The sequence below is a fragment of the Microcoleus sp. FACHB-831 genome (genome assembly GCF_014695585.1).
Taxonomy (GTDB): Bacteria; Cyanobacteriota; Cyanobacteriia; order Cyanobacteriales; family FACHB-T130; genus FACHB-831.
The window spans coordinates 72013-86467 of sequence record NZ_JACJON010000037.1; the positions used below are offsets into that span (position 1 = coordinate 72013).

The following is a 14455-nucleotide window of genomic DNA, read 5'->3' on the forward strand; positions in this document are numbered from 1 at the left end:
TACATGTGGAGGGGGCTTGGGGGACGCACCCGTCCCCCAACGGGGGGTGTGGGGGGAGACCCCCAATTCCGGGTTTTTCCAGCTAATGCGAACTACTGCATTAACGGCGGCGGCTACCAAACCCGCCAGAACGAGAAGGCGCACGCGATCGCCCACCACTACCAAAACCGCTGGGACGATTGGTGCGAGTAGGAGTAGAGCGATTAGAACGACGCAGAGTGCTAGAACCATAACCAGACCCCGTAGAACGGCTACCTTCGCTAGGCACTCGCCGAACCGTCGTCGGTCGATTGTTATATGAAGGCGATCGCAAGCGACCAGTCGTGCGTAAAACTTCACGATTTCTAACAGCTGGCGGTGGCGCTTGGTAGCGGCTTTGGTAACGATTTACCGCTTGCCCATAGCTACTGCCATATCCCCCATAACCCGTCATCATCCCACCTGGCTGATAAACAGGCGGCACGTAATATTGAGGTCTAAACAACAAGCTTCCTACAGCTTGACCTGCCAACGCTCCGGCAAAAGGAGCCCAGAAGTTAGATTGCTGACGCACTACAACAGTTTGGGGTTGACCAGTTTGAGGATCGTTTCTAGTTTCCGTTACGTTGTGAACGTACTCAATTTTAAAGTCTTCAGTCAGGTGTAGAGCTGCCTGACCGTTATTAACATTCAGAAAACTCTTTTTGCCTGCTTTGATTTCTTCATCTGTCAGACGAGCCATCTGCAAATCGGTAGTGCGATAAACAGGAGGCGAGCCTGCTGGAGTATCGAGCAACATTAAAGTGTATTCCCCATTACCATCATCGTAGGTAGCCTGTTGCACGGGATATTGTCCCTCAGCCAACCGATTTTGAGATGAGGTTGTATTGAAGGTTCTATTCTGAGATGGTTGATTAACAGATTGTCTGGGCGTTGGATCGCCGCCACAGCCAACTGTACCCAGACACAACGTCAGGGACATTAAAAGGATTGTCAACTTGCGTAACATAATTTTGTGATTGATTGTGACCAACAAGCTATTAGCCGAGTAATTTTTGATTGGTAATTTTGGATTTTAGATTATATAGCCAACCTAAAATCTAAAACAAACTTACAGGGGAATGAGTTCTGGAAAATTGAGCAATAGTTGATCGCTAGTCAGTTCATCGCCCAACCGTGCAGGGGAAAAGTGAACCTGTATAGCCCGCAACCTTTCCTGATAGTGCAAATTAATTATGGCTTTTAGACCAGCTTTAAGCGCACTGAGTTCGGCAAGATCGCCTTCTAACTCTGGTGCTTCTCCCTCGTAAGCTATGGTAATCATAACAACCAAGTTACGAGTTACTGGAAGCGTTAAAGGTTCATCTCTCCCAGTATTAGGTTGGCTGAAGTCGGGTTCGCTTAGGTAGCGCGAGGCAGAGTCAGTAAATAACTCATTCACGAAGTCGCCAGCTTCACCTTCACTCCAGAAAACATCGCCTTCATTGGCCGCAGATTGCCAGTAAGTATCGTTCTGTAATAGGTTTTGGCAAATTTCAACGAGTCCTTCTCCAAGGATGTTAATGTCGCCATCTGCTTCGATTGCTTCTCTACCAGCGCGATTGAGAATTCCTAACAGAGGTGCAACCTCTTGACCTGCTAAATGCATAAACAAACGGCAGACTACAAATCGCGTGCGTCCGGTAAGTCTATTCAAGCGATCGCCCCAAGAACTCATATTTTGCCTTGCCAGTAAATACAAATAATAGGTTTCAATTGAGCTATGTCTCCGATTTTACTTTGTGGCTAGAACACAGCCGTCTTCCCTCAGATTGGTCATTGGGAGTCCGGAGTCCGAAGTCTGGCCAGAGTTGCAGAATTATCACCAATTACCCATTCCCCAAAGGATAGTTGCCAGTAAACTCAACCTCAGAGTATTCTAACAAGGGCATTAGTTCGGTTTTTGGGCGGTAAATCACCATTGTTTTCTGGTTTTGATGACTTTACGCGCAGTCACGCTAGTGGCAGCGAAATTTCTCGCCATCGGTTTGATGGTTGGTCTTTAGACGAGCGAGATCCCCAGGTTATTAAAGTTTTGATGGCGGCGTGGGAATTCCTCTACCACTACTACTTTCGCGTAAAAACCGATGGTTGGCATCACCTACCTTCTAAGGGGGGCGTGCTGATTGTCGGTTCGCATAATGGGGGGTTGCTCGCACCCGATATGTTTATGTTTATGTATGACTGGTTTCGGCGGTATGGATGCGATCGCCCCGCCTATGGACTGATGCATCCAGCAGTTTGGAAGGTTTCTCATGCGATCGCAAAGGGTATAACCGGCGGACTGTTCTCGCTACCGTTAGAAGTCGAGGTCTCAACTTTAGCAGTCCAGTGCGGGGCAATCGTCGCTCACCCCAAAATGGCTCGCGCCGCCCTGCAACGCGGTGCAGCAGTTCTCGTCTATCCAGGCGGCGCCGAGGATGCGTTCCGTGCCCATCGCCTGCGCCATCAAATTTACTTTGCAGGACGCAAGGGATTCATCAAACTTGCATTGCAAGAAGGCGTGCCCATTGTGCCCGCAATTTCTAAAGGTGCCCACGATACTGTAATAATTCTGGATAACTATTATAAACAGGTGCGACAACTGCACGAGTGGGGATTGCCTTGGCTATTTGATATCGATCCTGTAGCGTTTCCGATTTACTTGGGGCTACCTTGGGGGCTGGGGATTGGCCCGATACCGCACATTCCTCTACCCGTACAGATTCACACGCGAGTGTGTAAGCCTATTGTATTCGAGCGTTACGGTTTTGCAGCAGCACGCGATCGCAAGTATGTAGATGCTTGCTACAACCAAGTCCTCACCCAAATGCAACTTGAACTCGACCGTCTAGTGCAAGATTGTTCCTAATAATTTGTCAGATTCATCGTTGTCCATCCCCCATTCCCCTTATCGAACCCTAGCTCTCAATTTTGAAGGCAAAATCCTTAGTAATTAACAAAACGGGGGTAGTGCGCCAGACTTATAGAGTCGGTCGTTGTCGGCAGCGATCGCTTGTTTGAATCTAAACTAAATTCTGTCTCCCAGTATTGGTCAAGTCTGAACGCACAGAGCCTGAGAGTTATTATCCATAAAAAAAATACAGCCAAATTCGCTGTCGATATTCATAAATTCTAAAATTTTCAACCCCCAGCGCTGTGTTAGCTTAAATCATCTGCCTGTGGTTGCTAAATTTGTTACAGAGCAGGGTAGCCGGAGCAACCGACTCCCCCGATCCCCCGCCATACCCTTGGGGTTGCTGGCTGAGGGAAAATGTCAACATTTTTCGTGTGAGGGTAATGGTGGAAAGACAGCAATTATTCAATAGCTTGTGGTTGAGCCTGACAACTGCGATATTAACAACTCAGCCTGTTTGGGCTAATACAATACTTGTAACTGCGGTAAGGATCGACCCTACAGACAGCGGGATGAAGGTGATCTTAGAGAGCAAAAAGAGCGCAACGCCTACCGTCTTTACTTCCAGTTACGGTAAAACTTTTGTTGCCGACATTGTAAATACCCAACTGCGCGTTGGCTCTGTGAATAACTTTCGGCAGGATAATCCTGCTGATGGAATTGCCGCGATTGCCGTGACATCTTTGACTCCCAACAGCATCAGAGTCGCTGTAACCGGGAAGGATGGAGTGCCTTTAGCCAGCATGCGCGGAGGTAAGGAAGGTTTAGTTCTCAGCTTGAAGGCAAGCTCTAACACCTCTGTTACTCAAGCGTCTATTCAGCCTTTAGTAAACGACACCTCCAGCAACGCCTCAAAAAATTCGGATGAGCAAACAGCACTTGTGGGATATGAGGAGCGATCGCTTGATAGAGCCGATGGCAGCAAACTTGATGCGATCGCATCAAACATCAAGTATAAAGATGTCGCTAGGGAAACTCAGCAAGGCCAACAAACAACTAGATCTGCCGCTGCATCTCGCCAGCAGAGTGTTGCTACAAACAGTCTTCCCCAAGTTAACCCAACATCCGTCAACCCTGGTCCGCGTCCTTCAAGACAAGCCCCCAACTATCTCAACCCTACCCCCAATCCTTTGCAATTCCCCACTAAAATTGACGAAGTGCGGATTCAGGGAACCGAAGCCATTACTTTGCAACAAGCTCTGGAACTAGCACGGCGCAACAATCGCACGCTACAAGCAGCAGAACAGACCCTACAACGCAGTCAAGTTGCCGTCAGAGAAGCCAGCTCCGCTCGCTATCCCACCCTCGACGCTACCACTGGTATCAATCGTCAGCAGTCAACAGGCGGTGAACTTTCAAGTCAGAGAAGTCCATTACAAACCGACTCGGACACCCCTAGCACGTCCGCCAATGCTAATTTGAGACTAAGTTACGACCTGTACACCTCTGGCGAACGCTCCGCCCGCATCCGCGCCGCTGAGGAGCAAGTGCGCTTCAACGAGCTAGAAGTCGAGCGCCAAAAAGAGGAACTCCGCCTCAATGTTTTTAATGATTACTACGGGCTTCAAGGAGCCGATCAGCAAGTAAGAATTAACCTAGAGGCTGTCAGAAATGCCGAGGCTAGTTTGCGGCAGGCTCAAGCTTTAGAACAAGCTGGTGTCGGTACTCGCTTCGACGTACTCCGTTCTCAGGTGCAGCTAGCCAATGCTACGCAAGATTTGACCAATGCTCGCAGTCAGCAGCAAGTTGCGCGTCGCCAGTTGGTGCAGCGGTTAAGTCTTGCACAATCGGTCGATATCACAGCAGCAGATCCGGTGCAAGTGGCGGGTAGGTGGAACCTCTCCCTTGAAGAGAGTATTGTACTAGCTTTTCAAAATCGCGCTGATTTACAACAGCAATTGGTACAGCGGAACATTAACGAGCAGCAGCGACGCATTGCTCTTTCTGCGCTGCTACCTAAAGTTAATTTAGAAGCTAATTACAATGTGCTAAATGTTTTTAACGATCGTCTGGAAAGAGCTGATGGCTACAGCTTAGGAGCAAACATCAGGATGAATTTGTTCGATGGGGGAGCGGCAAGAGCAAGGGCGGAGCAGGAGGAAACAAACAAGGCGATTTCTGAAACTCGTTTTGCTGACCAACGCAATCAGATACGCTTCCAGGTAGAAGAATCTTATGCCAACTTGCAATCTAATTTTGCCAATATCAGTACCGCTGATGTTGCTTTATCACAAGCTAGAGAATCCCTTCGTTTGGCACGTTTGCGATTTCAAGCAGGTATAGGCACTCAAACTGATGTAATTAATGCAGAAAACGAGCTTACCCGCGCTCAAGGTAATCTTGTCAACGCTATTTTAAACTACAACCGTTCTTTGGCTACTCTACAACGATCTGTTAGTTCTGGGGCGCAACGTTAAAGCCTAAATGTTTATGGTTCATGGTTCATGGCTCATAGCTATGAACCAATCCCCACTTCTGTAACAATTTTTGTAACAGAACGGGGGTTTGGATGCTATTCCGTCTAGATTCAGGACAAAGTAAGCGGTAATCCTTGTAGAGACGGGCAATGCTGGGAGAAGCACGAGACTATCAAATTCTGTTTTTATCTCTGTTCCTAGTATTAGGAATTGGGACAAGGGACTGGACGCTACGACCATCGATGATTATAGTTGCGATCGCGACTTGTCTGGTAACTCAATGGGCTGCCACATCCTTCTGGCCCATATTTCAACAAAACATCCGCAATTTTTTCGCCAAGCCTGAAAGTTGCTCCTATCCACAAGATGCAACTAAGCCAATTACTCCCCTTCAGCCTTCATATCGCAGCGCCCTGATTACATCTTTAGGCCTTAGCCTGCTACTGCGAGTCGATAATTACACGACGATGATGATAGCAGGAATGCTGGCAATTTTAAGTAAATTTGTGTTTCAAGTTGAGCGCAAGCATTTTTTTAATCCGGCAAACTTTGGCATTATTTCAGTTCTTGTCCTGACTAAAGATGCGTGGGTTTCTCCCGGACAGTGGGGAGAAGATTGGTGGTATGGATTGTTATTTGCAGGAACGGGTGGTCTGGTTTTGAAACGGGTAGGCAGATGGGATACAACCGCTGCTTTTTTAGGTTCTTACGCACTGCTGGAAGCTATTCGCAATGTCTACCTAGGCTGGACGTGGGATGTATATTGGCATCGGTTGATGAGCGGCTCGCTATTGCTGTTTGCCCTGTTTATGATTACAGATCCTCGGTCAATTCCTAATGCTCGTACCGGGCGTTTAATTTGGGCTGCGGGCATTGCTATCTTAACGTTTATACTGCGTAATTACTTTTTTGTTTCTACAGCAGTTTTTTGGGCATTGTTTGCGATCGCGCCCTTAAGCGTACTTGCAGATTTCATCTGGTCAGCACCGAAGTTTTCTTGGGTTAAAGCTACAAAATCCGCTGAAAACAATATTTCACAGCCTGAATTATCACCGAATTAGAGGAGGTGGCCATGAAGCCATTTCGTATTTTCATAACTTTTCTGCTTGTTCTGTTTACTTTTATTTCATTTGTGCCTGAAGCGTGGGCATTTTGCGGATTTTATGTCGCCAAAGCAGATAGCAAACTATACAACAAAGCTTCGCAAGTAGTACTTGCAAGAGATGGCGATCGCACCGTTTTAACAATGGCGAACGACTATCAAGGAGCTGTTAAAGATTTTGCCCTTGTTGTCCCCGTTCCTGTTGTTCTGCAAAAAGACCAAGTACACGTTGGCGACCCAAAAATTATTGAACGGCTAGATGCTTTTAGCGCACCTAGACTGGTGGAATATTTTGATGAAAACCCTTGCGATGGCGAGGCTCCCGGCAATAGGGAAGCAGGTGCGACTAGAGGAGGATGGGAACCACCGAGCTTTAGCGCAAGCGATGAAAAAACGCTGGGTGTAACAGTAGAAGCAAAATTCACAGTAGGAGAATACGACATTCTCATACTAAGCGCCAAAGAATCAGACGGACTGCAAACATGGCTGCAACGCAACGGTTACAAAATCCCCCAAGGAGCAAATCAGCTACTTCAGCCATACATAAGACAAAAGATGAAATTCTTTGTCGCTAAAATCAATCTAAAAGAATTTGAAAAAACAGGTTCGCAATTCCTACGACCGCTGATGATGGCCTACGAATCGCCTAAATTCATGTTACCGATTCGCTTAGGCATGATTAACTCTACCAGCGAACAAGATTTGATAGTTTATTTGCTATCGCCCAAGGGTCAAGCTGAGATTACCAACTACCGGATGGTAAATATCCCCTCAGATACAGAAATACCAGTATTCGTTAAAAACGATTTTGGTAATTTCTATAAATCCATGTTCCAAACTTCCTATGTTAAGGAAGATAAAAAGGTGGCATTTCTGGAATATGCCTGGGATATGCAGAGCTGCGACCCGTGTTCTGCCGAACCATTGAATTCAGAAGAATTGCGTAAGGCTGGTGTATTTTGGGTTGAGCGAAACAGCCCTAATAATGTCTTTATCACCCGTATGCATATCCGCTATAGCCGGGATAAGTTTCCAGAAGATTTGATGTTCCAAGAAACATCAAGCCGGAAATCTTTTCAGGGTCGATATATCATGCACCATGCTTTTACAGGCGAAGCGAACTGTCAAGCTGCACAAGAATATAAACGGTCTTTGCCTAAAAGATTTGAACAAGAGGCGCAGAATTTAGCGAAGTTGACTGGGTGGAATATTGGAGATATCCGCAAGAAGCTGCCAGTGGTAGCTAGTGGAGATTCTAGCCCTTGGTGGCGGAAAATTTGGCCTTGATATTTTGAAGTAGGGTGGGCACTGCCCACCAATTGCCAAAAGCGGTGGGCAATGCTCACCTAATAATTAGAGGAAGTGGAAATGAAGCTATTTCGTATCTTGAAGATCGTTATTATATTTGTGCTGGCATTTATTTGCTTTGCACCAACAGCATGGGCATTTTGCGGATTTTATGTTGCAAAAGCAGATAGCAAGTTATACAACAAAGCATCGCAAGTCATTCTCGCGAGGGATGGCGATCGCACTGTCCTAACAATGGCGAATGACTATCAAGGAGCTGTTAAAGATTTTGCCCTTGTTGTCCCCGTTCCTACTGTTCTGCAAAAAGACCAAGTTCGCGTTGCTGAACCCAAAATTATTGAACGGCTAGATGCATTTAGCGCACCCCGACTGGTGGAATATTTTGACGAAGATCCGTGCGCGGTTAATGACAGGGTGCAAATGGGATCTAGAATGGCTCTACCGCCATCAGCAGCGCCTCGTTCCGCAGCAGGGGCTAGAGATAACAATTTGGGTGTAACTGTAGAGGCAAAATTCACAGTAGGAGAATACGACATTCTCATACTCAGCGCCAAAGAATCAGACGGATTGCAAACATGGCTGCAACGCAACGGTTACAAAATACCCCAAGGCGCTAATCAATTGCTCCAGCCATACATAAGACAAAAGATGAAATTCTTTGTCGCCAAAGTCAATCTAGGAGAATTTGAAAAGACCGGATTCCAATCGCTGCGACCGCTAATGATGGCTTACGAATCGCCTAAATTCATGTTACCGATTCGCTTAGGCATGATTAACTCTACCAGCGAACAAGATTTGATAGTTTATTTGCTATCGCCAAAAGGGATGGCAGAAGTTACTAACTATCGCCTGGTAAATATCCCTTCAGATACAGAAATACCAGTATTCGTTAAAAACGATTTTGGTAATTTCTATAAATCCATGTTCCAAACTTCTTATGTTAAGGAAGATAAAAAGGTGGCATTTCTGGAATATGCCTGGGACATGAGTAGCTGCGACCCGTGTTCTGCCGACCCTTTGACCCCTGAAGAACTGCGTAAGGCTGGTGTATTTTGGTTAGATCAACCAACAAACTCAACACCAATGCCGAGAGGAAGATTCGCCCCTCCCCGCCCGTTAGGTAACTCGGTTTTTATCACCAGAATTCACGTCCGCTATAGCCGCGATAAATTTCCAGAAGATTTGATGTTCCAAGAAACATCAAACCGCAAAAATTTCCAGGGTCGTTATGTTATGCGCCATGCTTTTACAGGCGAGGCGAAGTGTCAAGCTGCACAAGAATATAAACGGTCTTTGCCTAAAAGATTTGAACAAGAGGCGCAGAATTTAGCGAAATTGACTGGGTGGAATATTCAGGATATCCGTAAGAAACTGCCTGTCGTAGCTAGTGGCGATTCTGGTGCTTGGTGGCGTCGTATTTGGCCTTTCTAGGCATCATTTTTGGCTAATTGTTCAGGGTTGATTGTTCATAGCAATGAGCAATCAACCCTGAACAATTTCATTAGATTTGAGTAACTACCTGATTCACGCGGGGTCTGCCGAAGCGTTCCCAAGCATTACCGCCTCGCAAAAATAATTCCATCCAACGTATTTGGTTCCCACCATCAGCAGCAGGCCACCCGGAACTACCTGGAGAAAAGGCGAGAGTCCCTTCAGGTACGCGAAAACTGCCATCTGAATAAATGGCATCGCTGACCACATCACCGACTCTAATTACTACTTTTTCTTCGGGTTTGAGGTTGAGGGTATGCGCTGGAATGGTGGTTTTGATGTTACCGTAGCCATCAATCCAGGCGACGCGATCGCTGGGTGCATCTGGGATTTGTTCGGGTTTCAAGGCTTCTCCCAAAAGGCTGTGGTCTCCCTGCGCGATCGCCGCTGCTGCACTGGGAAACACATCACGCGACCGGAACTGCGACCCACCCCGCGACACTTTCACGGTATGCATAACTTGAGCGTGGTCTTTGATGAAGGAAAGCGTATAACCTGCAAAGACGCCAACTACTTTAACACCGTTGGACAGCAGAGCGTAAGTCAATCCCTCGCCTTCATTGTTCAGTCGCGCTTCTTTGTCATCCTTGCGGGGAGCGCAGTTGTGATAAATTAAGCGATCGCTAGGGCCGGGGTTGAGGCCGAGTTGCGCCACCCAGAAGCCAGTCGCCAAGGTACTGAAGGGAGGAACCGAGAGGCAGTGGATCTGGGATGGAGGTAACGCCATCAAAAGACGTTGCGTAACTTCTGCAAAAGCGGGATCTCCGGTTCCGTAGTCTGCAATCAGGCTGATGAACATAGCTCCTCTGTTGTGGAATGCTACTGTCAGATTAAGCGATCGCGGACGCTTGGCGGCAGTCTTAAAGAAATTTTATTGCGTAAATTTCACACAAATAAGCTATCTCATAACATCGCAGTTGCAATGTTTTGGCGCAGAGTTCAAGAATTCCCTGCCACTTGGAATAGGTAAGTTTCACTCATGCGATAGAGACTAGATTGCTACGAAATTTGAGAACTTAAGAGAAATATGTAAACAATCCTTAACAACTGAGACAAAAAAATCATGCTTGGGATGAATCAAATTAAGACAGCGGCACTGCTAGGACTGCTTAGCGGTGTCCTGGTTCTAGGTGCTTATTATCTCGTAGGTAACGAACAGGGACTTTATATCGGTTTTGCTTTAGCTGCAATTAGTAGTTTTAGCTCTTGGTATTATTCCGATAGAGCAGCATTAATGGCATATCGCGCTCAACCCCTTGCTCGTCAAGAAGCTCCGGAACTTTACGATATGGTTGCATCGTTGAGCGATCGCGCTGAAATCCCCATGCCTACTCTATTTGTAGTACCTACAAAATCACCTAATGCTTTCGCCACAGGTCGAGATCCCGAACACGCAGCATTAGCAGTAACTCAAGGCATTTTAGAAATACTTACTCGCGAAGAACTCGAAGGAGTTTTGGCTCACGAAATCACCCACATTCGCAACCGCGACACCCTCACCCAAGCAGTTGCAGGCACTATTGCTGGAGCTATAACTTTTGCCGGACGAATTCTTACATTAGGAGCGCTTTACGGCCCAGTTACCCGCGACGATCGCCGGGGTGGGAATGCTTTTGGAGCGTTATTCTTAATAATTTTGGCTCCTATTGCAGCAGGTTTAATTCAATTTGCAATTTCTCGAACGAGGGAGTTTGCTGCTGACTTGGGTTCGGCAGAAATAACTGGTAATCCTTTAGCTCTTGCCAGCGCACTTGAGAAACTTGAAGAAATGGGTCATCAAATTCCCATGAATGGCAATCCAACTATGTCACCGCTACTGATTGTTAACCCTGTATCTACGAAAGGTTTGCAATCTCTTTTCCGCACTCATCCGCCTACAGAGGAACGCATTCGTCGTCTTCAAGAATTGGCACAGCAAAAGCAAGGTACTCCGGTTTTGGTCTAAGTTTTGCCTCGCCCTAATGGAAAACAAAATTATTAACTCTTTTTAGAAGTTTGCTAGCTCAAAAACACGGTATCCATACCGTGTTTTTGATTATTTGTAGACTAGCTATATTAATATTCAGTTGATAAACTCAAACGACAATAGTTAATAGTTTACTGACTACTCGCCGCATTTTTTTGAGCATAGTCGAGATTGCGTTGATAATCTATTGCTTTTTGCTGCGCTACTGTATGTTGGGGATGTGTTTGCGGTACGGCTTTCATCAATGCGATCGCTTCTTCCCACTCACGAGTTACTAAGTTCCAGTCACCATTGGATTTTGCTGATTGGGTGATAGTTGCTGCACTCGTTGCTTTGTTCACCGCCTGTTTGAAAGTGTCAGACTGAGGCGATGCAGAATCTACAGGTGTTGGCGCGACAGATGGAATTTCATTATTAGCTGCGGCTGGCGCTTGAGATGCGACAGGAATAGGTGCAGTAATTTGAAATTGTGGTAACTTAGAAAACAAATATGTTCCTGCCACAATTAAAGGAATTACAAGAAACATCAGAAAAAGTTTTGATACCTTTTCAGTCTTTCTGAGATTTTGGCGATTTGATTGGCTCGTAGTTGCTGGTATTTTGCTGTTTGTTTTCATCTGGCTCATACCCATTTCTTCGCGCAAACTGTCAATCTCTGTATCTGGCGATGAACTAAGATTGGCTGCACTTGTTGCTAGTTCGTTATTGACAGAATAGACTTCAATTATGCGTCGCTTGAATAAATACTCAATCTGGTAAAGCCCTGCTGCAATAACAAGCCATATGGTACTAACCCAACCGTATAGCGTTGTCTCAGCTGAAGAATTATATTCATAGGTTATTTCTTGGAAACTAAGACCGAATAAAGGCATGAGCAAGATAGCAAGCCCTACTGCTGTCAGCGTAGCCAAGAATATAGCAAGCCAGCCATACAATCCTTCCCACCAGCTTATTAACCCTGGAAACCATCCTTGAAGCGTGCCTATCTCTGGTGGCTGAAATGATGGGATGAATTGACCGAGAATCAGATGCAGAATGTGATGGACAAATGCGATCGCAACTATTGGAGATAGCATTGCTATTATTCCAAAGAAAGCTAATACTTCCGGACTATCAACCAGTATCGCCAGATTGACACCCACACTTCCCGTAATTCTAACAATAACTAGAATAACTGCTAAAGATAAAGCCAAACTCATGGCTTTTAGCCAGGATGTGGGGTAAGGAAACCATGCAGCACAGTGGATATGTTGCAAATTTTGTTTGGCAAGTTCTGCAAGATTTTGCTTTTTCATAAAAATGTAAATGAGAGCAGCTAAGAAAGTAACTTTCTATTTAAGAGTTCCCATTACTGGAGGATAGATCAACATTGGCTAGCAATTTTTAAGCGATCGCTCTCACCTACATCCCCCAAATACTGTTACTGTCAGATTAATATCTCATTAACACCATGCAGTTTTCGGGCATGATTCATCTAGACGATATTGCACAATTCTTAGATTATTTCTTTGCCGTCCATCGCTTTAAAGACGACCAAGGTGGCATTTATAGCCCATCATCGCGCCCCATTCGTTGTATCGGTTTAGCTTTAGAACCTTGGGCGGACTTAGGAGAATGGGCAAAATATAAACGCATAGATGCCCTATTTTTACATCGTCCCTGGAAACTTGAACCAAATCAACTTGCACCCAATATCGGTGTAGTTGCATATCACTTAGCCTTTGACGAACGCATGACACTCGGTTTTAATCCCCGACTTGCTGATGTTTTGGGGATGTCTGCATTGGAGGTGTTGGGTGAGAAAGAAGGACGACCCATAGGCGCGATCGCAGATATTCCTATACACACTTTCCCTAGCTACTGCGATCGCATACATCAAATCTTCGGCGGACTAGACAAAGCTATTGCTAATAGCAAAAATGACATCAAGCGCGTGGCTGTAGTCGGCGCAATGAATGATGCCCTAGTACGCGAAGCCGCAGCGCGAGGCGCAGATTTATACATTACTGGACAGTTGAGACAGCCAGCAGAAGAAGCAGTTCTAGAAACTGGAATTTCAGTCATTGCAGTCGGTCATCGACGATGCGAAGAGTGGGGGTTGCGATCGCTTGCTGGAATCTTGCGCGATCGCTGGTCTAGCCTTGAAGTGCAAACATTAAGCTAGCAGACGACGCTATAAGTAGAACATGAGTCGTTTTATGCTGCGCAATCCCATGTAGCGTAAGCTTTTTAGCTTTTCTCTACTTCTCTACCTAATCTTTTTCTCTACTCTCTCTATACTCTCACTAAAAAATAACTTTATTTCTCACGACTATGCGGTAGTACATAGCTACTACTTTTTCTCTACAGTATTAACCCTAGACTTGTACTGCTCATCTATTGAACTAATTTGTTTAACAAATCGTTGAACGTTGTAGCGGTATATAAAAACCACCTCACGCCTATATAAAGGGGGAGGTGGCCATTTGCAATACTTTCTCTGACTACTTACCAGACCTTCTTAACGCGGTACAGGTAAACCAACTTTTAACTCTTCTCTATTACTGTGAAAAATCAAGTAGCCTTTAGTACCGCAATCCAAAGCTAAGAACGGATGGACTTTATGAATCTCATACAACCTCATTAAAAGTAGCGGTGATATGTTTCCAGTGAATACAATACCCTTCGCAAGGTTGCAGAGGCACAACTCCATATCAACAAGTAATGGGTTAGTTAATTCATTTGCGTTCATTACCTTTAGAAGCGTGTATGCCTCTCCCTCTATTCTTTTGAACCGTATCATCGTATTGGTTAGATTCATTCTCATTCACCTTTGCTAAGTATCTTTCAGACATAACGTTTAAGTACTTCTTTAACTCTTGTTGCTTTGTTGCATTCATTTTGTACTTAGCAACAAAAATCTTCTGATTCGTTCTAACTGTCAATTCCCAGTAAGGGCATCTTATCAATCCGAATTCAGGATGATGTAATAACCCTATATGTGCAACCACTCGCATTCCCGTTCCTACATAAAACCCAAGTGCTTTAAGGAATTCTAATTCTTTATCGGTAATTGTAGACTTATGTAAAAAAATCTGTGCTTGGATTTCTTCTTCTGTTGTTTTAACTTTAGCGCTTTCTTCTACATCTTCCTTGGAATATTTAAGAGGATGTTTTAAAAGTCAAACTGAGTCAAAACTCATGCAAGTCGTCGAACCATAAGACGTATCATCGCAATATAAATAAAAGTTTCTGAAGTTTGTGGTAAGCGTTCATAA

The 14455-nt window shown here is 45.3% G+C and carries 11 protein-coding genes; 7 read left to right on the forward strand and 4 right to left on the reverse strand.

The window, feature by feature from the left end; all coding sequences use genetic code 11:
- Positions 1-100: 100 nt before the first annotated feature.
- The gene (locus H6F77_RS09320) at positions 101-988 is read right to left on the reverse strand and encodes a hypothetical protein (protein WP_190487632.1); all 888 of its coding nucleotides are present in this window, start codon (positions 986-988) and stop codon (positions 101-103) included.
- Positions 989-1090: 102 nt separating this feature from the next.
- The gene (locus H6F77_RS09325; RefSeq protein ID WP_190487634.1) at positions 1091-1696 is read right to left on the reverse strand and encodes a DUF1517 domain-containing protein; all 606 of its coding nucleotides are present in this window, start codon (positions 1694-1696) and stop codon (positions 1091-1093) included.
- Positions 1697-1990: 294 nt separating this feature from the next.
- Between H6F77_RS09325 and H6F77_RS09330 the strand changes: the two genes are divergently transcribed.
- The 5 genes from H6F77_RS09330 (at position 1991) to H6F77_RS09350 (ending at position 9172) form a co-directional block, all read left to right on the forward strand.
- Positions 1991-2869 (forward strand): lysophospholipid acyltransferase family protein, encoded by an 879-nt coding sequence (locus H6F77_RS09330; RefSeq protein WP_309228821.1) that lies wholly within the window; start codon positions 1991-1993, stop codon positions 2867-2869.
- A 323-nt stretch (positions 2870-3192) separates the two neighbouring features.
- Entirely contained in the window at positions 3193-5331 is a 2139-nt protein-coding gene (locus tag H6F77_RS09335) for a TolC family protein (RefSeq protein WP_199321252.1), read from the forward strand.
- 149 nt (positions 5332-5480) lie between these two features.
- A complete protein-coding gene (locus H6F77_RS09340; RefSeq protein WP_190487636.1) occupies positions 5481-6392 on the forward strand; it encodes an RnfABCDGE type electron transport complex subunit D in 912 nt (303 codons plus the stop codon).
- A gap of 11 nt (positions 6393-6403) precedes the next feature.
- On the forward strand, positions 6404-7720 hold the full coding sequence (locus H6F77_RS09345) for a DUF2330 domain-containing protein (RefSeq protein ID WP_190487638.1): 1317 nt from the start codon (positions 6404-6406) through the stop codon (positions 7718-7720).
- A gap of 81 nt (positions 7721-7801) precedes the next feature.
- Entirely contained in the window at positions 7802-9172 is a 1371-nt protein-coding gene (locus tag H6F77_RS09350) for a DUF2330 domain-containing protein (protein WP_190487640.1), read from the forward strand.
- A gap of 70 nt (positions 9173-9242) precedes the next feature.
- Here H6F77_RS09350 and H6F77_RS09355 read toward each other — a convergent pair whose 3' ends face one another.
- Positions 9243-10031 (reverse strand): SAM hydrolase/SAM-dependent halogenase family protein, encoded by a 789-nt coding sequence (locus tag H6F77_RS09355; RefSeq protein WP_190487642.1) that lies wholly within the window; start codon positions 10029-10031, stop codon positions 9243-9245.
- Between the two features lie 264 nt (positions 10032-10295).
- Here H6F77_RS09355 and H6F77_RS09360 point away from each other — a divergent pair, with 264 nt between their 5' ends.
- Positions 10296-11177 (forward strand): M48 family metalloprotease, encoded by an 882-nt coding sequence (locus H6F77_RS09360; protein WP_190487643.1) that lies wholly within the window; start codon positions 10296-10298, stop codon positions 11175-11177.
- A 152-nt stretch (positions 11178-11329) separates the two neighbouring features.
- Here the strand turns inward: H6F77_RS09360 and H6F77_RS09365 are convergent, their stop codons facing one another.
- Positions 11330-12493: a hypothetical protein gene (locus H6F77_RS09365; protein ID WP_190487645.1), complete on the reverse strand. Its 1164-nt coding sequence runs from the start codon at positions 12491-12493 to the stop codon at positions 11330-11332.
- 155 nt (positions 12494-12648) lie between these two features.
- Here H6F77_RS09365 and H6F77_RS09370 point away from each other — a divergent pair, with 155 nt between their 5' ends.
- Positions 12649-13362, forward strand: a complete 714-nt coding sequence (locus tag H6F77_RS09370) for a Nif3-like dinuclear metal center hexameric protein (RefSeq protein WP_242022018.1) — start codon at positions 12649-12651, stop codon at positions 13360-13362.
- Positions 13363-14455 lie beyond the last annotated feature (1093 nt).